The organism is Streptomyces sp. T028 (assembly GCF_048159505.1).
Lineage (GTDB): Bacteria > Actinomycetota > Actinomycetes > Streptomycetales > Streptomycetaceae > Streptomyces.
Window position 1 is genome coordinate 104,552 of record NZ_JBLRVZ010000057.1, and the last position, 18,539, is coordinate 123,090.

The 18,539-nt window shown below is 72.8% G+C and carries 18 protein-coding genes and 3 pseudogenes; 15 read left to right on the forward strand and 6 right to left on the reverse strand.

All coding sequences use genetic code 11. The features are described from left to right. Positions 1 to 35 precede the first annotated feature (35 nt). Genes ACLZN2_RS42995 through ACLZN2_RS43005 form a run of 3 tightly spaced genes read left to right on the forward strand, consistent with a single transcriptional unit; the run spans position 36 to position 2,291 of the window. The gene (locus tag ACLZN2_RS42995) at positions 36 to 842 is read left to right on the forward strand and encodes a hypothetical protein (protein WP_416985223.1); all 807 of its coding nucleotides are present in this window, start codon (positions 36 to 38) and stop codon (positions 840 to 842) included. 10 nt (positions 843 to 852) lie between these two features. After that, entirely contained in the window at positions 853 to 1,662 is an 810-nt protein-coding gene (locus ACLZN2_RS43000) for a CoA transferase subunit A (protein WP_416985224.1), read from the forward strand. Beyond that, the gene (locus ACLZN2_RS43005) at positions 1,662 to 2,291 is read left to right on the forward strand and encodes a 3-oxoacid CoA-transferase subunit B (RefSeq protein WP_416985225.1); all 630 of its coding nucleotides are present in this window, start codon (positions 1,662 to 1,664) and stop codon (positions 2,289 to 2,291) included. Before ACLZN2_RS43000 ends, ACLZN2_RS43005 begins: the two co-directional genes overlap by 1 nt. 56 nt (positions 2,292 to 2,347) lie before the next feature. On the opposite strand, the gene ACLZN2_RS43010 is transcribed toward ACLZN2_RS43005, so the two are convergent. Further along, on the reverse strand, positions 2,348 to 3,529 hold the full coding sequence (locus ACLZN2_RS43010) for a S1 family peptidase (protein ID WP_416985226.1): 1,182 nt from the start codon (positions 3,527 to 3,529) through the stop codon (positions 2,348 to 2,350). 252 nt (positions 3,530 to 3,781) lie between these two features. On the opposite strand from ACLZN2_RS43010, the gene ACLZN2_RS43015 reads away from it, so the two are divergent. Next, positions 3,782 to 5,233 (forward strand): nitronate monooxygenase, encoded by a 1,452-nt coding sequence (locus ACLZN2_RS43015; protein ID WP_416985227.1) that lies wholly within the window; start codon positions 3,782 to 3,784, stop codon positions 5,231 to 5,233. A gap of 236 nt (positions 5,234 to 5,469) precedes the next feature. On the opposite strand, the pseudogene ACLZN2_RS43020 reads toward ACLZN2_RS43015, so the two are convergent. Next, positions 5,470 to 6,021, reverse strand: a pseudogene (locus ACLZN2_RS43020) (SMI1/KNR4 family protein); the annotation flags it as partial. A 120-nt stretch (positions 6,022 to 6,141) separates the two neighbouring features. Further along, positions 6,142 to 7,377 carry a transcriptional regulator gene (locus ACLZN2_RS43025; RefSeq protein ID WP_416985228.1) on the reverse strand — a complete coding sequence of 412 codons (1,236 nt, stop codon included), beginning with the start codon at positions 7,375 to 7,377 and terminating at the stop codon, positions 6,142 to 6,144. A gap of 56 nt (positions 7,378 to 7,433) precedes the next feature. Between ACLZN2_RS43025 and ACLZN2_RS43030 the strand changes: the two genes are divergently transcribed. From ACLZN2_RS43030 to ACLZN2_RS43070, 9 genes and pseudogenes are all read left to right on the forward strand, one after another. Next, complete coding sequence (locus tag ACLZN2_RS43030; protein WP_416985229.1) at positions 7,434 to 7,874, forward strand: alpha-hydroxy-acid oxidizing protein; 441 nt, start codon at positions 7,434 to 7,436, stop codon at positions 7,872 to 7,874. 96 nt (positions 7,875 to 7,970) lie between these two features. Continuing rightward, a complete protein-coding gene (locus ACLZN2_RS43035) occupies positions 7,971 to 8,315 on the forward strand; it encodes a creatininase family protein (protein WP_416985230.1) in 345 nt (114 codons plus the stop codon). Next, positions 8,285 to 8,794, forward strand: a pseudogene (gene mftE, locus ACLZN2_RS43040) (mycofactocin biosynthesis peptidyl-dipeptidase MftE); the annotation flags it as partial. The gene ACLZN2_RS43035 and the pseudogene mftE, both read left to right, overlap by 31 nt. Then, positions 8,791 to 8,859: pseudogene (locus ACLZN2_RS43045) on the forward strand (hypothetical protein); the annotation flags it as partial. The pseudogenes mftE and ACLZN2_RS43045, both read left to right, overlap by 4 nt. Before the next feature lie 59 nt (positions 8,860 to 8,918). Beyond that, positions 8,919 to 9,131 (forward strand): hypothetical protein, encoded by a 213-nt coding sequence (locus ACLZN2_RS43050; protein ID WP_416985231.1) that lies wholly within the window; start codon positions 8,919 to 8,921, stop codon positions 9,129 to 9,131. A gap of 27 nt (positions 9,132 to 9,158) precedes the next feature. After that, positions 9,159 to 9,578: an SDR family oxidoreductase gene (locus tag ACLZN2_RS43055; protein ID WP_416985373.1), complete on the forward strand. Its 420-nt coding sequence runs from the start codon at positions 9,159 to 9,161 to the stop codon at positions 9,576 to 9,578. A gap of 298 nt (positions 9,579 to 9,876) precedes the next feature. After that, a complete protein-coding gene (locus ACLZN2_RS43060) occupies positions 9,877 to 10,188 on the forward strand; it encodes a hypothetical protein (protein WP_416985232.1) in 312 nt (103 codons plus the stop codon). Between the two features lie 154 nt (positions 10,189 to 10,342). Next, positions 10,343 to 12,328: an acetate--CoA ligase gene (gene acs, locus ACLZN2_RS43065; protein WP_416985233.1), complete on the forward strand. Its 1,986-nt coding sequence runs from the start codon at positions 10,343 to 10,345 to the stop codon at positions 12,326 to 12,328. Positions 12,329 to 12,356: 28 nt separating this feature from the next. After that, positions 12,357 to 12,917 carry an adenylate kinase gene (locus tag ACLZN2_RS43070; RefSeq protein WP_416985234.1) on the forward strand — a complete coding sequence of 187 codons (561 nt, stop codon included), beginning with the start codon at positions 12,357 to 12,359 and terminating at the stop codon, positions 12,915 to 12,917. A gap of 28 nt (positions 12,918 to 12,945) precedes the next feature. On the opposite strand, the gene ACLZN2_RS43075 is transcribed toward ACLZN2_RS43070, so the two are convergent. Then, complete coding sequence (locus ACLZN2_RS43075; protein WP_416985235.1) at positions 12,946 to 14,097, reverse strand: WD40/YVTN/BNR-like repeat-containing protein; 1,152 nt, start codon at positions 14,095 to 14,097, stop codon at positions 12,946 to 12,948. A gap of 216 nt (positions 14,098 to 14,313) precedes the next feature. Here ACLZN2_RS43075 and ACLZN2_RS43080 point away from each other — a divergent pair, with 216 nt between their 5' ends. After that, positions 14,314 to 14,898 (forward strand): hypothetical protein, encoded by a 585-nt coding sequence (locus ACLZN2_RS43080; protein WP_416985236.1) that lies wholly within the window; start codon positions 14,314 to 14,316, stop codon positions 14,896 to 14,898. 186 nt (positions 14,899 to 15,084) lie between these two features. Here the strand turns inward: ACLZN2_RS43080 and ACLZN2_RS43085 are convergent, their stop codons facing one another. Next, the gene (locus tag ACLZN2_RS43085) at positions 15,085 to 16,743 is read right to left on the reverse strand and encodes a DNA alkylation response protein (RefSeq protein WP_416985237.1); all 1,659 of its coding nucleotides are present in this window, start codon (positions 16,741 to 16,743) and stop codon (positions 15,085 to 15,087) included. 82 nt (positions 16,744 to 16,825) lie between these two features. On the opposite strand from ACLZN2_RS43085, the gene ACLZN2_RS43090 reads away from it, so the two are divergent. Next, positions 16,826 to 17,572, forward strand: a complete 747-nt coding sequence (locus tag ACLZN2_RS43090; protein WP_416985238.1) for a PaaX family transcriptional regulator C-terminal domain-containing protein — start codon at positions 16,826 to 16,828, stop codon at positions 17,570 to 17,572. 126 nt (positions 17,573 to 17,698) lie between these two features. Here the strand turns inward: ACLZN2_RS43090 and ACLZN2_RS43095 are convergent, their stop codons facing one another. Next, positions 17,699 to 18,502: a pectate lyase gene (locus tag ACLZN2_RS43095; RefSeq protein WP_416985239.1), complete on the reverse strand. Its 804-nt coding sequence runs from the start codon at positions 18,500 to 18,502 to the stop codon at positions 17,699 to 17,701. Between the last annotated feature and the right edge of the window lie 37 nt (positions 18,503 to 18,539).

Genomic DNA, 18,539 nt, shown 5'->3' on the forward strand with positions numbered 1-18,539 from the left:
CACCCCTCCCATCCACCAGGCAGCCAGGAGCGACCATGCCCTCTTCCCTCCACTCCCTCGCCGCGGACCCCCCGAGCGGCAACGCCAGGCCGTTGCTCGTCGAGTCCGACGCCTACGCGGCGGCCGTCATCCGCCAGGGAGCGCCGATCCCGTGGACCGACCTCGCCGCCCTCGCCGGTCATGTCGGCCAGGTCCACTCCCTCCTCGACCCGGACGCCCTCTGGGTGGACGTCGAAGCGCTCTACGGCGCACACCTGGCCGTCGAGCCGGATCTCGTCACGGAGATGGGGGCACGGTCCCGGACCGGCCACGCCCTGCGCACTCTGCTCGGGGCCGACTCCGGTGTGGACCGGGTCCTGACGACGGTAGGCACTCTCGCCGAGGCGACGAAACGGCGAGTCGTCCTGGACGTGCCCTCCCCGGCGCGATGGCTCGCCCGGACCCACGCGCTCGCGGGCCGTCCGCTCGACGGCGTCGACGAGGACCAGGCCGACAGCGCGTCGATGTATCTCGCGGAGTGGCTCGGGAAGCTGGGGACTCTTCCGGTCGCCCTCGTCCTGCTCGACGCCCGGGCCGCCGAGGGGGATGCCGAGGTCGTCGCCCTGGAGACGCTCTCCGCCTGCTCCTCGCTCACCAACGTGGCCGGCCACTTCGAATGGACACTCGCCCTCCGGGACGAGGACACGGTGGAGGTTCCGGCCGGCGAGCCCGGCATCGGGCTGGTGCCCGGCGACCACTGGACCGGGGGAGCCGGCGTACCGGCGGCAGACGTCCTCCTCGCGGGCATTCCCCCGACGGCGTCCCCGGAGCGCGTGCTCGACCAGCGCGCCCGGCTGCGTTGAGGGGCGGGTCATGGACAAGGTCGTCACCAGCGCGGACGAGGCCGTCCGGGACGTCGTGGACGGAATGACGCTCGCGACCGGGGGCTTCGGGATCTGCGGCATCCCCGCCGTCCTCCTGCGGGCACTCGCCCGCCGGGGAAGCCGGGACCTCACCGTCGTGTCGAACAACTGCGGCCTCCCCGGGATCGGCAACTCCCTCCTTCTGGAGAACCGCCAGATCCGCAGGCTCATCGCGTCCTACGTCGGGGAGAACAAGGAACTCGAACGGCAGTACCTGACCGGCGAGGTCGAGATCGAGCTCACCCCGCAAGGGACCCTCGCCGAGCGGCTGCGCGCCGGCGGCGCGGGCATCCCCGCGTTCTACACCCGGACCGGGGTGGGCACCCAGGTGGCCCTCGGAGGTCTGCCCGTCCGGTACGCCGCGGACGGCTCCGTGGCGCTCGCATCGGCACCGAAGCCGACGGAGTCCTTCGCCTGGGACGGAACGGAGCGGGCCTTCGTCCGCGAGGAGGCGCTGCGCCCCGACGTCTCCCTCGTACGGGCGTGGAAGGGCGACCGGCACGGCAATCTCGTCTTCCGCAAGGCCGCGCGCAACTTCAACCCCCTGTGCGCCATGGCCGCGCGACGGACCGTCGCCGAGGTCGAGCACCTCGTCGACGTGGGCGAGATCGACCCCGACCAGGTGCACCTGCCGGGGATCCACGTCGACCGGGTGCTGCCCCTCACGGGCGAGCAGGCCGCCGACAAGGGCATCGAGCGGCGGACGGTGCGGCCCTGCCCCACGTCCGGCCCGACGGGACATGGCGAAGGAGCACGGTGATGGCGTGGACCCGCGAGGAAATGGCGGCCCGGGCCGCGGTCGAGCTCAAGGACGGGGACTACGTCAACCTGGGCATCGGACTGCCGACGCTCGTTCCCGGGCACGTCCCCGAGGGCGTCCACATCGTGCTCCAGTCGGAGAACGGCATCCTGGGCCTGGGCCCGTACCCGTTCGACGGGGAGGAGGACGCCGACCTCGTCAACGCCGGGAAGGAGACCGTGACCACGACGGCCGGGGCGAGCTACTTCGACTCGGCGACGAGCTTCGGGATGATCCGCTCGGGAAAGGTCGATGCGGCGATCCTCGGCGGGATGCAGGTGAGCGAGCGGGGAGACCTCAGCAACTGGGTCGTTCCCGGCAGGCTCGTCAAGGGGATGGGCGGGGCCATGGACCTCGTCCACGGGGCCCGACGGGTGATCGTCCTCATGGAGCACGTCGCCAAGGACGGCACGCCGAAGATCCTGCGCGACAACACCCTCCCGCTCACCGGCGAGAAGGTCGTCGACCGCGTCATCACCGACCTCGCGGTCATCGATGTGACGGCCGACGGCCTGCGCCTCGTCGAGTGCGCGCCCGGCGTGCGCCCCGAGAAGGTCAGGGCGCTGACAGACGCACCGCTGGGCGGCTGAGCCCGCCCCGGTCGTGGTGAACCGGGGCAGGCCGGAGGGTGGTTGCCGAGTCGTCGTCAGTAGGTCTGCAGCGTGAGACCGTACGCCCACAGGATCGGGTTGACCGGCTGGAACCAGGTCTCGCCGCCGGAGGTGCAGTTGCCCCACCCGCCGGAGGTGACGCCCTGGGCCTGGTCACCGCTGATGAAGGAGCCGCCGGAGTCGCCCGGTTCGGCGCACACGTTGGTCCTCGTCATCGCTATGACGCTGCCCTCGCTGTAGTTCACCGTCTCGTTCTTGCCGAGGATCGTGCCGCAGTGCCAGTGGGTCGTGGATCCCGAGCGGCACACCGACCCGCCGATCGGCGCCTCGGTGGAACCGCGTACCAGGGCATCGGGGACGGTGCCCCAGCCGAGCACGACGGGCACGGTCCACCAGCCGCTGCCGACACTCACCCAGGCCATGTCGAGCGTGGGGAAGTTGCCGCGCTGGAACGTGCCTATGTAGGAGTTGTCCCAGCCGTAGACGGCGGCTCCCACCTGGGCACAGTGGCCGGCGGTGATGAAGCCGCCGATCACCGAGAAGCCGATGGAACAGCGGATGCCGTGGCTGTAGTAGGGGTCTCCGCCGACGGTACCGGCCGACAACGTTGTCGGCGCTGCGGCGGTGGTCCGGTGCACCGTGACGATGCCGGGGGTGCCGCGCTGCTCGGCCTGGGTGACGAAGGCGCGCACCGCCGGGTCCTGTGCGGAGTCGGCCCGTACCTCGATCACGACGCTGCTGGTCCGGGGGTCGACGCGCCAACTGCTCACCCCCGGTGGGGCCTTGTGCTTCTTGGCCGCGGCGTCGATCGCCGCCTTGGCCGCGTCCAGTTGCCGGGCGGTGTGCGCCACGACCACCGTGGCCGCTCCGGTCCGCCGCACCGCCGTGGTCGCGGACGTGTCGGTGACGGCGACGACCAGTTTTCCGCTCGCCGGGTCGAACCATGAACCTCCGTAGGACTTTCCGGCGGCCCGTTCCGCCTTCGGCGTGGTGCGTGCGGCGGCGGCTTCCTGGCTCAGCCGCTGCCGGGCCTCGGCCTTGGACAGGCCCAGGTCCCTGGACATGGCCGTGACCACGGCGTCCAGCGCACCGGCGTGGGCTGCGGCGCGCGACTCCGGGGCCGGAGCGGCGCTCGCCGTGACGGAGCCGGTGCTTCCGAGGGTGGCGGCCGCGAGTAAGGCGGACAGGCTGACGAGTGTGGCGATCTTGCGTCTCATGAACTTCTTCTTCCGTCCGGGGGATGGGACCGAAGCCAGTGAGAGCGCGCTCTGGTGACGTCCGGCTCAGGATAGGGGCACGCAGGTTGTCATGACTAGACCAATGCGGGCCGAGGGTTCGCGTGGGGCCGACGGCGGCGGCGAGTTGCCCGACCCGGGGGCGCCGATGGGGCGAAGCCTGGTTACGGTAGCGTAGGTTACGGCACCGTAAGTACGCGTTGCCGAACCTGGCGATCACCCTTGCGAGGACCCATGAGCACATCCCCGACGACGACCGACCTGCCCTGGCTGATCCAAGGCGGAATGGGGGTGGGCGTGTCCGGCTGGCGCCTGGCCCGTGCCGTCGCGCGTACCGGGCAGTTGGGGGTCGTCTCCGGCACCGCCCTGGACACCCTGCTGATCCGGGTGCTGCAGAGCGGTGACCCCGGCGGTCACGCGAGGCGGGCGCTGGCCGCCTTCCCCGTGCCCGAACTCGCCGCTTCCATACGGGACCGCTACTTCGTCGAGGGCGGGATCGGCGCCGGCGAGCGGTTCGCGGCCACACCCCGGCTGACCGCTGAGGAGACGTGCCCCGCCCGGGTGCTGACGGTCGTGGCCAACTTCTGCGAGGTGTGGCTCGCCAAGGAAGGCCACGGCGGACCGGTCGGCGTCAACTACCTGGAGAAGGTCCAACTGGCCACGGTCCCCGCCATGTTCGGCGCGATCCTGGCCGGCGTGGACTACGTCCTGGTCGGCGCGGGTATTCCGGCGCAGATCCCGGGCATCGCGACCGGGCTCGCCCAACTGCGGTCCGTCACCGCGCGGGTGGACGTCGACGGCGACGACAAGCCCGTGGAGCTGCGCTTCGACCCGGCCTCGGTGCTGTGCGGGGCGCGGCCGGGGGCCCTGCGCCGTCCCGATGTCCTGGCCATCGTCTCGCTGCCGGCCCTGGCGGCGTACCTGACCCGTTCCGCGGAGACCATGCCGGACGGCTTCGTCGTCGAGGGCCACCGCGCCGGCGGGCACAGCGCGCCGCCGCGCGGGCCGATGCGCCTGGACGAGCACGGCGATCCCGTCTACGGCCCCCGGGACACCCCCGATTTCGCGAAGATGGCCGCCCTCGGCCTGCCCTTCTGGATCGCCGGCGGCCAGTGCGGGCCGGAACACCTCCGCAGGGCGCGGGCCCTGGGCGCGGTCGGTGTCCAACTCGGCAGTGTCTTCGCACTCTGCGAGGAGTCCGGTCTCGACCCACGGTTGCGGCGGGAGATGGTGGAGCGCGAGCTTCGCTCCGAGCTGACCGTGCGCAACGATCCCGCGGCCTCTCCCACCAGCTTCCCGTTCAAGGTCGCCGACCTGCCCGGCACGATGGCCGACCCCGGTGTGAGCGCGGCGCGCCGCCGGGTCTGCGACCTCGGCTATCTGCGCACCCCCTACCGCACCGAGCGCGGCGACCTCGTCTATCGCTGCCCGGCGGAGCCCCGCGCGGCATACGTCCGCAAGGGCGGCGCCGCCGAACAGACGGAAGGCCGGCAGTGCCTGTGCAACGGGCTGCTCGCCGCCGTCGGACTCGGCCAGCGTCGCCCGCGCGGCGTGGTGGAACCCCCCATCGTCACCATCGGCCAGGACCTCGGCTTCCTCCGGCAGATCACCCCCGAAGGGCGGCCGTACAGCGCGGAGTCGGTGGTGCGCTGGCTGTCCGCGGGCCTTGCGGAAGCGCTTGTGTGAGCGGTGCTCCGTGCGGGCCGTACGGATGTGGATGAGCCTGAGAGCCTGTGCCATATCCCCGGCCGGATCAGCGCGCGGCGTCATGGGGATCCCCCCGCGCGAGCGAAGCCGAGCGTGGGGGAGGAGCCACGTGGGTGTTTCGGCAACGCGGCTGGGGGTCCCCCCTCTGGGGGTGGGGGTACCCCCTCTGGGGGAGCGTGCCAGGCGTCGGGCGCCCGGCCGGGGATATGACACAGGCTCTGAAGCCCGGGTGAGGTGAGTTCCAGGGCTCGGTTGTCCAGCCCGGCGGCCATGTGGTCGAGCCATCGTTCGTACCAGGAGAGAAAGTCCGGGGCGGAGGAGACGTTCGGGCCCCAGAAGCCGTCGGCGTTGCCGATGAGCATGCGCCCGGTGAGCGGGCCGGTCACGCCTATGAGGACGAGATCGCTGCAGCCGGCTTCGATGATGTGCAGGAAGAGGTGACCGTCGCGTGTCGGGCGGTAGGCCCGGCTGAATCCTCTTGAACCGGTCCCGGCGCCACCGGGGTTCATCGTGAAGAGGGTGCAGTCCTCCAGCGGGATCAGTCCGTGGTAGGGGGCCGCGCCGCTGCCGCCCATGGTCGTGAGGAAGTCCCGGTAAGGCCGGGGGAGTTCCACGTCATGCTCGGCTTCGAACGCGTCTGCCCGAGCTTTTGGCAGGCGCGGGCCGAGACGAAACGCGTGCCGCTCCTCGCCGAAGGAATGGCTTCGGTCGGGCGCGTAGGGGATGTGTGCCAGCTTGCGTCGCAGCCGCGGGATGCGGGAGTCCATGCGGGCTCTTCTCTCGTGTCGCCCGCAGTCTATTGTGCGGGCGCGAGACGCGTGGAGTGCGGTGCCGCCGGAGACGTCGGCGAGGGTGCCAGGTCGACGCCGCACGCCCGCTGGGGGCGGTCAGTGGTGCAGGGCCGTGGTCAAGCGGCCGGCCGCGATCGCGCGGCGGGTGTCGCCGCGACCGAGCAGGTGGAGCGCGTGCTCGTGTACCTCCGTGTCGTAGGGGGCCCGCTCGCCGTAGTGCAGGGCGTGCTCCGGGCGGGTACTGGCCAGTACCGCCTCGCGCACGGCCACCTCCAGATGGGTGCGCCACGCCTCGATCCCGGGTGCCTCGGAGCGGGGGAGGAGGGGACCGCGGTAGAGGCGCAGCGCGGTGTCCGCGTCACCGTTGTGCAGTGCCTCCAGCACCTCGGCCGCGTCGCAGGAGACGGGGGTGGTCAGCGCGTAGCGGCGCGTGGCGACGCCGCCGCCGAGGGCCCGGCGCAGGTGGGAGATCTCCGCCTTGAAGGTGGACGCGGTCACGGGCCGGTCGCCGTAGAGGGCGTCGCGCAGCCGCTCGGGGGTGAAGCCGTCCGGTTCGAGTGCGAGGAGTGTCAGGATCTCCACCTGGCGGGGCCGCAGGGGCATCGGCCGCCCGTCGCGTACGGCCTGTCCGGCGCCCAGACTGTGCAGCTGCACCGGGGTCCGGGGACCGTGGGGCCCGGGGTTCGGCGCGCTGGTGAGCCGGGCCTCGATGGCGGACACCAGGGTGCGCACGGTGGACATGGCCAGCGGGTGCGAGCGGTCCCAGGTCGTGGACATGTCGAGCACGCCGAGAACGCGGCCGTCCGGGCCGTGGATCGGCGCGCAGTAGCAGACCCAGCCGTGCAGCGCCGTCACCAGGTGCTCGGCGGAGAAGACCGTGCTGGCGCGGCCGGTGCGCAGCGTGAGGGAGAGGGCGTTGGTGCCCATGGCCTGCTCGTCCCAGCGCCCGCCGGGCGCGAAGTTGACCTTCTCGGCCCGTCGGCGCATCGTCCGTCCGCCGCACGTCCACAGGATCGTGCCGGACGCGTCGGTGACCGCGGTGACGAATCCCGCGTCGTCGGCGATGCTGTTCAGCTCGTCGGCGAGGTCGCCGACCGGCCGGTGCAGCGGAGAGCCCGCCCAGCGGTGGTGCACCGCGCCCGAGTCGGCGACCGGCGCGCTGTCCTGGCCGGGATCCACGCTGCTCAGCGAGCGCACCCAGGATTCGGCCACCTCGTCGCGCAAGGCGTCGAGGCCGCCCGGACCGCTCCCCGTGGCCTTCAGCCGGGGCACCCAGCGGGACCACTCGTTCTCCAGCGTGGCCCTGCGGCGCCGGAGGTCACTCTGCGACATGTGCTTCCCCTGCCGTCGAAGGGGGACAACCGAACCAATGTCCGCCATTGTCCACAATGACGTCGCCGGCGCACCTCACCGCCCGGGCCGGTCCCCCTGTCCGAAAGGAGCAGGTGCCGCACCCCGGCAGGCGCGCCTGGCTTGGTCCTCGGTCTGACGACAGTGTTATCGGCCAATCAGGCAGTAAATTCAAGGTTGCGCACGCGTTTCGGGGCCGGACGGCCCTTGATCCGGGCCGAACGGCCCTTGGGGAGGTCGCATGCCTGGCGCTGGGTGCCAGAGCGGTGCTCATCGGGCGCGCCTACCTGTGGGGCCTGGTGGCGGGCGGGCAGACCGGCGTGGAGAACGTGCTGGACATCCTGAGCCGCGGCATCGACTCCGCCCTGCTCGGCCTCGGCCGTTCGTCCGTCCACGAGCTGACCCGCGACGACGTGATCGTCCCGCCGGACTTCACCCGCGCCCCGGGCGCGGCCCGCAGCGCGCTGGGGACGGCCTGACATCCGTCCGAGGGCGTGGACCCGACCCGTCCAAGCAGGTCGGGTGAAGGCCGCTGCGGTGCGACAGCGCCCAAAAGGGGCGCGGGCGGTATCGACATGCGGCTCCGCCACGCGGGCGCGACCAGCCACAGCGGGCCCGCGGATGATCGACGGCCCGACGCGGCACTTCCCGCGGCGCGCTTGGCGGACCTGTCCTGGCCGGACCTGCGGGACCGCCGCCCCGTGGTGCTGCTGCCCCTCGGCTCTTGCGAACAGCACGGCCCGCACCTCCCGTTCGACACCGACACCGCGGTGGCCTCCGCGGTGGCCGAGCGGGCCGCGGCACGCCTGGACGGCGACGTCGACGTGGTCTTCGCGCCGCCCCAGCCCTACGGGCCGGCGGCGAGCACGAGGGCTTCCCCGGCACGGTCTCCATCGGGCACGCCGCGCTGCGCCTGCTGATCACCGAGACCGGCCGCTCGCTGCTGCGCTGGGCGGACCGGCTGCTGGTGGTCAACGCGCACGGCGGCAACCTGGTGAGCCTGGCCGACGCGGTGACCGGCCTGCGCGCGGAGGGCCGCGACGCGGCCTGGTGAACCTGCCCGCCGCCGGGGTCCGACGCCCACGCGGGCCGCACCGAGACCCCGCTGATGCTCCGGCTGCGGCCCTCGGCCGTGCGCGCGGAGAGAGCCGCGGCCGGCCCCACCGAGCCGGTGCACCTGCTGATGGACCGGCTGGTCGCCGAGTCCGTCCGCGGCGTCAGCCCCTGCGGCGTGCTCGGGAATCCCGAGGGAGCCGACGCGAGCGAGGGCGAACGGCTCCTCGGCGAGATGGCGGACCGCGTCGCCGACGACATCCGCACCTGGCGGATTTCGGGGCGGGGCCGACTCGGTCCGCCCGCACGCCGGCCGGTCATCGCCCGTGCCGGGGGCGGGCGATGACCGTCCGCAGGGTCGCCGTCGTCACCGGCGCCGCCCGCGGCATCGGCGCCGCGACCGTAAGCCGACTGGCCCGCACCGGCTGGGCGGTGGTCGCCGTGGACCGCTGCGCCGACGACCCCGGCTGGTGCCCTACCCCCTGGCCGAGCCCGGTCAACTGGACGTCCTGGCGGGGGAGTTCCCTCAGGTGCGTACGGTGCGGGCGGACGTCCGGGACGCGGCCGCGCTGCGGGTGGCCGTCGCCCGGGCCGAAGCGGAGTTCGGCGGGCTGGACGCCGCCGTGGCCGCCGCGGCGGTCATGCTCGGCGGTGGCCCGGTGTGGGAGCAGACCGACGCGTAGTGGCGGACGCTGCTCGACGTGGACGTCATGGGCGTCGCGCATCTCGCCCGTGTCGCCGTACCCGCGCTCCTGCGCCGACCGCAGCCCCGTGGCGGCCGGTTCGTCGACCTCGCCTCGGCCGCCGCGCACCGCGGCCTGTGGGGCCTGGGCGCCTACTGCGCCGCCAAGCACGCCGTGGTCGGCCTGGTCCGTGGCCTGGCCTGCGACCTGCGGGACACCGGCGTGAATGCGGTGGCCGTGTCGCCCGGCTCGACCCGGACGGACATGCTGAGGGCCACAGCGGACCTGTACGGGCTGCCGGGCCTCGAGAAGCTCGCCGACCAGCAGCTCACCGGGCGCCCGCTGGAGCCCGAGGAGGTGGCCGCGGTGGTGGCCTGGGCGTGTTCGGCGGAGTCCTTCGCGGTCACCGGCTCCGTACGCCACGCGGACGGAGGTTTCACGGCATGACACCGCTCCGGTCCGATCCGCCGCTCCGGCGTGGCATCCGGTCGCCCTCCCCGCCGGACGTTCTGCTGCCCGAGGGGTTCGCGGTCGAACTCGCCGCCGGTTCACACCGATCGCGCGACGGACGTCTCATGGTCGGGGGCTCCCCGGCCCGGCTGGTCCGGCTGAGCGCCACGGCGGCCCGTCGACTGGACGGCGGCCGGTTCACCGTCTCGGACCGGGCGAGCGCGACACTCGCCCGGCGGCTCCTGGACGCCGGCGTCCTGCACCCGCGCCCCGCCCCGGAGCACTGCTCTCGCGCATGGCGCTGCGCGGCACCGCCGAACAACTGCTGCACTGCGCGACCCGGCACCACTGGCCGGTGGCGGTGACCATGGCCGCCGTGAGCCGCCGCGCGCGGTACCTGCTGATCGCCGGCGCGGTCGCCGAGGGGCTGGCGGACCACCGCCGTTCACTGCCGCCCCTCACCCATGTGGCGATCCGCCGCCTGGACGACCTCGCCTACGGCTGGGGCGTCTGGCAGGGTGCCGTGCGCCACCGTACCGCCGCACCGCTGAAACCGCGTCTCGCCCTGCGCGTGGTGAGCCGCTGGACGGCGGGGATGCGGCCGTGACCACCGGCCCGCCCCGGCCGTGACCACCGGCCCGGCCGGGCCCGCCAACCTCGCGCCAACCCTCTTCGTCCACGGTTTCCCCCGACGACACCCCACAGCCCCTCACGGAACACCGCACCCGCACTGCCGTCCACACCCCACTGGAGGAGCCCGCATGTCCCCGAGCTCTGACCACCGCGTCCAGCCCGACAGTCCGCCCGTCGCGCCGGGCGAGGCCACGCCCCCACCGCCGGACGGAGCTGCGGACGACCGGCTCGCGTTCTGGGCGCGGCAGGCCGAACACCTCCACTGGGACACCGGGTGGGCCCAGGTGCTCGACTGGTCGAACGCGCCTTTCGCCCGCTGGTTCACCGGAGGCCGGCTGAACGTGGCGTACAACTGCGTCGACCGGCACGTCGAATCCGGCCACGGTGACCAGGTCGCCTTCCACTGGGAGGGCGAGCCGGGCGACACCCGCACCGTCACCTACGCCGAACTGCGCCGCGAGGTCTGCAAGGTCGCAGGCGCCCTGCGCTTCCTTGGCCTGACGGCGGGGGACCGGGTCGCGATCCAGCTGCCCATGATCCCCGAGGCGGTGTTCGCCATGCTGGCCTGCGCCCGCCTCGGGCTGCCGCACACCGTGGTGTTCGGCGGGTTCTCCCCGGCCGCCCTCCAGGCGCGCATCGAGGACGCCGACGCGCGGCTCCTGATCACCTCGGACGGCCAGTACCGCCGGGGCAGGGCGGAGCCCATGAAAGCCAACACCGACGAGGCGACACGGCACACGCCCCGCGTCGAGCACGTCCTGGTGGTCCGGCGCACCGGTACCGACGTGCCCTGGACCGACGGCCGCGACCTGTGGTGGCACGACCTCGTGGACGCCCAGCCCGAAGAGCACCAGCCGGAGTCCTTCGACGCCGAGCACCCGCTGTTCGTCCTGCACACCTCGGGCACCACCGGGAAACCGAAGGGCATCCTCCACACCACCGGCGGCTACCTCACCCAGGCCGCCTACACCCACCGCACCGCCTTCGGGCTCGACCCGGACACCGACGTCTACTGGTGCACCGCCGACATCGGCTGGATCACCGGACACTCGTACATCGTGTACGGCCCGCTCGCCAACCGCGCGACGTCCGTCCTGTACGAGGGCACCCCCAACACCCCGCACGAGGGACGGCACTTCGAGATCATCGAGAAGTACGGTGTCTCCGTCTACTACACGGCCCCCACTGTCATCCGCACCTTCATGAAGTGGGGCGAGCACATCCCCGCACGCCACGACCTGTCCTCGATCCGTGTCCTCGGCAGCGTCGGCGAACCGATCAACCCCGAGGCGTGGCTCTGGTACCGCAAGCACCTCGGCGGCGACCGGGCACCGGTCGTGGACACCTGGTGGCAGACCGAGACGGGCGCCGTCATGATCGCCCCCCTGCCGGGAGCCTCCCCGGCCAAGCCCGGCTCGGCACAGCGGCCGCTGCCGGGGATCTCCGCCAAGGTGGTCGACGACCAGGGCCGCGAGGTGGGCAAGGGCGAGAGCGGCTACCTCGTGCTCGACCGGCCCTGGCCGTCCATGCTGCGCGGCGTCTGGGGCGACGAGGAGCGGTACCGGGAGACGTATTGGTCCCGGTTCGCGCAGCACGGCTACTACTTCGCCGGCGACGGCGCCCGCTACGACGACGACGGCGACATCTGGCTGCTGGGCCGCGTCGACGACGTCATGAACGTCTCCGGGCACCGGATCTCCACCACCGAGGTCGAATCGGCGCTCGTCGCGCACCCCACGGTGGCCGAGGCCGCGGTGGTCGGCGCGTCGGACGTGACCACCGGGCAGGCCATCGTCGCCTTCGTCATCCTGCGCGGCGGCGCGGCCGGGCAGCCGACGGACGGGCTTCGGGCGGATGGGCTTCGGGCGGATGGGCAGGACGCCGCCGTGGTGCTGCGCGAACACGTGGCGAACGAGATCGGCCCGATCGCCAAGCCCCGTCAGATCATTGTCGTCCCCGAGCTGCCCAAGACCCGCTCCGGGAAGATCATGCGGCGGCTGCTGCGCGACGTCGCCGAGCATCGCGAGGCCGGTGATGTCAGCACGCTCGCCGACGCCTCCGTCATGGAACTGATCAATGCCGGGCTCGCGGGCGGATCCCCGCAGACCGGCTGACGTACAACCGAAGGGAATGCAACGGCTGATGCGACTCGTCCTCATAGGCCCTCCCGGAGCGGGCAAGGGCACCCAAGCGGCCATACTCAGCGACTGTCTCGACATCCCCCACATCTCCACCGGAGACCTGTTCCGGGACCATGTGACCCGGCGGACCCCTCTCGGACGGGACGCCCAGCGGTACCTCGACACAGGAGAACTCGTCCCCGACCAGGTCACCGGCGACATGGTCCGTGAACGGCTGGCGCAGTCGGACGCCCGCGGCTTCCTCCTCGACGGCTTCCCCCGCACCGTGGCCCAGGCGCGAGGACTGTCGGCCATGCTGGACGCCACAGGCTCCGCGCTGGACGCGGTGCTGGAGTTCACGGCTCCCGAAGACGTCGTCGTGACACGCCTGTTGAACCGTGGCAGGCCGGACGACACCGAGGACGTCATCCGGCACCGGCTACGGGTCTACCGACGCCAGACGGCACCCCTCCTCGCCCACTACTCGGGCATCCTGCTGACGGTGCAGGCCGTCGGCCCCGTCGAGGTGATCGCGGCACGGGCCATGGCCTGTCTGCTGGGCGCGGGGCGACGGGCCGGGTAGCCGACGCCTCGCGGTCCCCCCGCCGGGCTCATCCGGTCACCGCTGCCCGCACACACAGCACGTCCGGCAGATGAGAGGCCAGCTGCCGCCAGCTGTCGCCGTCGTCGGCCGACGCGAACACCTCACCGTTGCGGTTGCCGAAGTACACGCCCGCCGGATCCGCGTCGTCCGTGCACAGCGCGTCGCGCAGCACCGTGCCGTAGTGGTCCTCCTGCGGCAGACCGGCCGTGAGCGGCTCCCAGCTGTTGCCCGCGTCCGCCGTACGGAACACCCGGCACCGGCGGCCGGCGGGGACCCGGTCCGCGTCGGCGTTGATCGGGAAGACGTACGCCGTGTCGCCGCGCGTGGGGTGCGCGGCGGCCGCGAAACCGAAGGTGGACGGCAGGTCCGCGCCGATGTCCGTCCAGTTCCGGCCGGCGTCGTCGCTGCGGTACACACCCCAGTGGTTCTGCAGATACAGGCGGTCCGGGGTCGCCGCGTCCTGGGCGATCTTGTGCACACACTGGCCGAACTCCGGGTGCGGGTCCGGCAGGAACACCGCGGAGACACCGGAGTTGGAGGGCTCCCAGCTCGCCCCGCCGTCGGTGCTGCGGAACACCCCGGCCGTGGACACCGCCACCGTGACCGCGTCGGGGTCGCGCTTGTCGGTCAGGACGGTGTGCAGGCCCTCCCCGCCGCCGCCCGGCACCCACTTCGAGCGCGTGGGGTGCTCCCACAGCGGGCGGACCAGCTCGAAGGTCTCCCCGCGGTCCTCCGAGCGGTACAGCGCCGCCGGTTCCGTCCCCGCGTAGACCACGTCGGGCTCGGCCGCCGCCGGGTGCAGCTGCCACACACGCTCCAGCGAAGCCTCCGTGTCCTGGGGGAACTTGACGGCGGGCTTGGCCGGTTCGGTCCAGGTGCGGCCGAGGTCGTCGGAGTGGAACACCGACGGGCCCCAGTGCGCGCTGTCACCGCCGGCCAGCAGCCGGGGCCGCTCGCCCCTCGTGTCGATGGCGACCGAATAGATCGCCTGTGCGTTGAAGTACGGGGATTCGTCGAACTCCCATGTGCTCCCGCGCCGACGCCCGATGAACAGGCCTTTGCGCGTGCCCACGGCGAGCAGCACCTCGGTCATACCGATCTCCTCCGCTGTGTCCTCGACCTCGTTGTTCCAGACACCGGCCAGTCTGCACCCCACCACTGACAGTCACCTCCGCACAGGTCGTCGCCGCAGGTCACGGCGGTCGCGCCGGTCCCGTACCGCATGACGTCGGCCACCTTCGGACGGACGCCTGCGCGGGCGGCGGGACACGTGGGACCGTCGTGACGAAGGACTCGCCCTGAGCATCCGGACCGCCCGCCCCGTATGGGAGGGCGGTCCAAGGATGTTCGTGCGCTCATGAGGAGGAAGCCTTCGATGGCGTTCCGTGGTCCGAAGGTGTGGCTGTGGCGCTGGCGGCGCAACCCGCTCAGGCGTCGCGCCGACGCGGTGGAGGCCTGGGTCGTGCTCGGTGCCTGGGTACTGACCGTCCTCGTCGGGATTCTGGCGGGATGGGGGACCGCGGGGTCCGTCGAACACGGTTTGGCCAGAGAACGCGTCGAGTGGCGCCCCCTCGAGGCCCGGCTGAGCGAAACGGCGCCCGGGAAGGCCGTCGAGCAGTCCGGCTCCGCCGGCGCCGACCAGGTCTGGGCGAAGGTCGGCTGGACCGGCCCGGACGGCTCCGCGCACACCGGTCAGGTCCGGGTCGCGACCGGCAGCCCCGCCGGCACACCGGTCACCGTCTGGACGGACCGCCAGGGCCGCCTGGTCACCAAGCCCGCCACCGCCGCCCAGGCCCGCCTCCGCTCCGCCATGGTCGGCGGCCTGGCCGGCGTGGCCGCGGCGGCCCTGCCGTTCGCGGGCGGCCGTCTCCTGCGCGGCCACCTGGAACGCCGCCGCATCGAACAGTGGGACACCGACTGGGCCCGCTTCGACACCCTCCGGGGCCGCCCGATGAGCTGAACAACGCCCGCCGTTCCCCCTGACCGCTCACCCACCGGCCGCGCCCTCTGGCGACCGGTGCCTGGCAGCGCCCCAAAGGGGCGCGGGGCCGTGTCGATATGCGGCTCCGCCGCGTGGGCGCGACCAGCCACGACGGACCCGCAGCTGACGCACTGGACTCCCAGCGGAGCTGGTCGGTGAGGGGCGTCAGTTCGCGGCGGGAAGGCTCCTCTCCAGGATCGCGCCCGCGTCGGCCCCGTCGGGGAGCGTGCCGAAGGCGTACCCCCAGTCGCCGCCGAGCCGGGTCGCGCAGAAGGCGTCCGCGACCGCGGGCGGGGCGTGCCGGACGAGGAGGGAGGCCTGGAGGGTGAGGGCCATCCGCTCCACCAGCCGGCGGGCACCGGACGGTGTCGCGGCACCCAGGTCGGACCGCAGCCGCGCGACGGCATCGTCCAGCCGGGCGTCCGCCCCCTGCGCCAGGGCCAGTTCACCGAACAGCGCCTCCGCGGTCCCCGGTTCACGCGTCAACGCCCGCAGCACGTCGAGGGCGTTGACGTTGCCCGAGCCCTCCCAGATCGACAGCAGCGGTGCCTCGCGGTAGTGCCGGGGCATACCCGAGTCCTCCACGTAGCCGTTTCCGCCCAGGCACTCCAGCGCCTCCGCGGTGAAGGCAGGCCCCCGCTTGGTCACCCAGTACTTGCCGACGGCCGTGGCGATCCGCCGGAAGGCCTGCTCACCGGAGTCCCCCCGCACCGCACGGTCGGCGGCCCCGGCCAGCCGCAGCGTCAGCGTCGTCGCCGCCTCCGACTCCAGCGCCAGGTCGGCCAGGACGTTCCGCATCAGCGGCTGCTCCAGCAGCCGCGCGCCGAACGCGCTCCGGTGCCGTACGTGATGACCCGCCTCGACGAGCGTCTTGCGCATCAGCGCCGCCGACATCATCACGCAGTCCAGACGGGTGCAGTTGACCATCTCGATGATGGTCTTCACCCCCTGCCCCTCCGGCCCCACCAGCCAGGCCACGGTCCCGTCGAACTCCGGCTCGGAGGACGCGTTGGAACGGTTGCCCAGCTTGTCCTTCAGTCGCTGGATGCGGAACGTGTTGCGGGTGCCGTCCGGCAGCACACGCGGCACCAGGAAGCAGGACAGCCCGCCCGGCGCCTGCGCCAGCACCAGGAACACGTCGCACATCGGCGCCGACGTGAACCACTTGTGCCCCCGCAGGGTGTACACACCGGGCTCCGCCGTCGGTGAGGCCGCCGTGGTGTTCGTACGGACGTCCGAGCCGCCCTGCTTCTCGGTCATCCCCATACCGGCCAGCAGCCCACGCTTCTCCGTCGGCACCCGCAGCCCCGGGTCGTACTCCCGTCCGGTCAGCAGCGGCTCGTACACCTTCGCGAGCTCCGGCTGCCGGCGCAGGGCGGGGACGGCCGCGTACGTCATCGACGTAGGACAGCCGTGCCCGGCGTCGGTGTGCCCCCACACCAGCCCGCCCGCCGACCGCGCGACATGCGCGCCGGGCCGGTCGTCCGCCCAGGGGGCGCCCGCCTGGCCCTCGGCGACCGCCACCCGCATCAGCTCGTGCCAGCTCGGGTGGAAGTCGACCTCGTCGACACGGTGGCCGTACCGGTCGTGCGTGCGCAGCACGGGCTCGTGCCGGTTGGCCAGGTCGCTCCACTCCTGCGCCTCGACGCCGCCGGCCAGCAGCCCGAGCCGGCGCACGTCCGGCTCCGCCCAGCCGGCGCCCTCCCGGCGCAGTCCCTCCAGCAGGGCGGTGTCGTCGGAGGCGTCGTAGGGGGCGAGGGACGGCGGCTGATTGGTCACGTCGTGCGTGGCGTACGGCGGTGTCTGCGCGGGTGTCGAGGTCATGGCGACCATGTTGCACTTGTTCTGCGGTCGCAGCAATAGTGCAACACCGAAGTGAAGTAAGGGGCCACGTACAGTCGTGCCCATGCGGATGAACGTCTCTGCGGAGCCCGGCGGGGTCGACCTGCGCCCCCTGTCCGCCCGGTCGGTGGTGCTGAGCCTGCTGCTGGGGGCGCACCCGCCCGAGCTCCCGGCGCGGGACCTGGTGCGCGGCGTGGAGCCCTTCGGGGTGGGCGGGTCGACCGTGCGGGCCGCGCTCAGCCGGATGGTGGCCGCCGGTGACCTGCGGCGCACGGACACCGTCTACCGGCTCAGCGACCGGCTGCTGGAGCGGCAGCGCCGCCAGGACGACGCCGTCAGTCCCGACACGCGCGCGTGGGACGGCGACTGGGAGATGGCCGTGATCACCGCGACCGGCCGGGGCCCCGCCGAACGCGCCGAACTGCGCACCCGGTTGACCGCCCTACGGCTCGCCGAGCTCCGCGAGGGCGTCTGGCTGCGCCCCGCCAACCTGGGCCGCCCCTGGCCCCCGGACCTCGACCAGGTGCTCCAGCGCTTCACCACCCGGCCCGCGGAGCCCGCGCGTGACCTCGCCGCGAGCCTGTGGCCCCTCGACGCCTGGGCCGGCACGGCGAGGGCCCTGCTGGCCCACGTGGAGCGCGTACCCTGTCCCGCCGACCGCTTCACGGCCCTCGCCGCCGTCGTACGGCATCTGTTGGCCGACCCGGTCCTGCCCCCCGCCCTGCTGCCCGCCGGCTGGCCGGGCCCGGCACTGCGCACCGCGTACGAGGAGCACCGCCGCACCATCGCCGAGATGGCCCTCGGCGCATAGGCGCCCGGACGCACGGCACGGCGCGCACGCCGTACACGCCGTACACGGCGCGGCGGCCGTGCGAAGCGCCGTGCGGGGGCGCTTCGTACGGCCGCCTTCACCGTGGGGGGACGGTGTACGGGAGGGCTACTTGTAGGTGAGGTCGGCTGCCGTGTAGTTGCAGTACGTGCCGTCTGCGCTCGTGCCGTTGGTGGTCGGCTCCGCACCCGTGTTGTTCCCTATGTACTTCTGGCAGGGGATGATCTTCTTGCTGCTGTCGCCGACGATGGTGATGGCGCGCAACGCCACGCTGTCGCCGTAGTTGGTGTTGATGCCGGCGATCCGGCCGCCCGGGTAGGTGACCTCGATGGTGTTCAGGATGATCGTCCGCTTGTACTGCGTCTTGCAGTTGCCGCAGGACCTGACGAAGGTGCCGAAGTTCTGCACGGCGAACTTGGAGACGACCAGCTTGCCCGCGCCGTTGAACTGGAACACCTTGTCGCTGGCGGCCTTCGCGCCCCCGCCGTAGACGGTGTAGACGCTCGACGAGGAGGTGCCCTTGAAGGTGGCGGCGTCCTCGCCGACGTCCTCCCACCACACGTTCTGCAGCGTGCAGCTGCCCTTGCAGTGGACGCCGTCCGCGGCCGGGGCGCCGATGATGACGTTCTTCAGGACGGCACCGTCGGCCAGCTCCAGGATCGGCCCCTGGTCCTCGTCCTGGCTGCCGCTGCCCAGGTCGCCGGTGCCGTAGAGACGGATGTACCCGTAGTCCTTGGTTCCGGACACGGAGATGGTGGAGGAGACCGCCTGGCTGCCGGTCGCAGTGGGCCAGGTGGCGGCGTTCGCGGGCGCGGAGCCCAATGTCGTGATCATGCCAACCGAGAGCCCGAGGGCGGCCAGCATGCCGGTCAGCGCGCGCACGAAGGCGCGCGGACGTGCCGAAGAAGTCATGTCCCGATTCCTTCTTCCTCGTTGGGGGGGTGGGCAG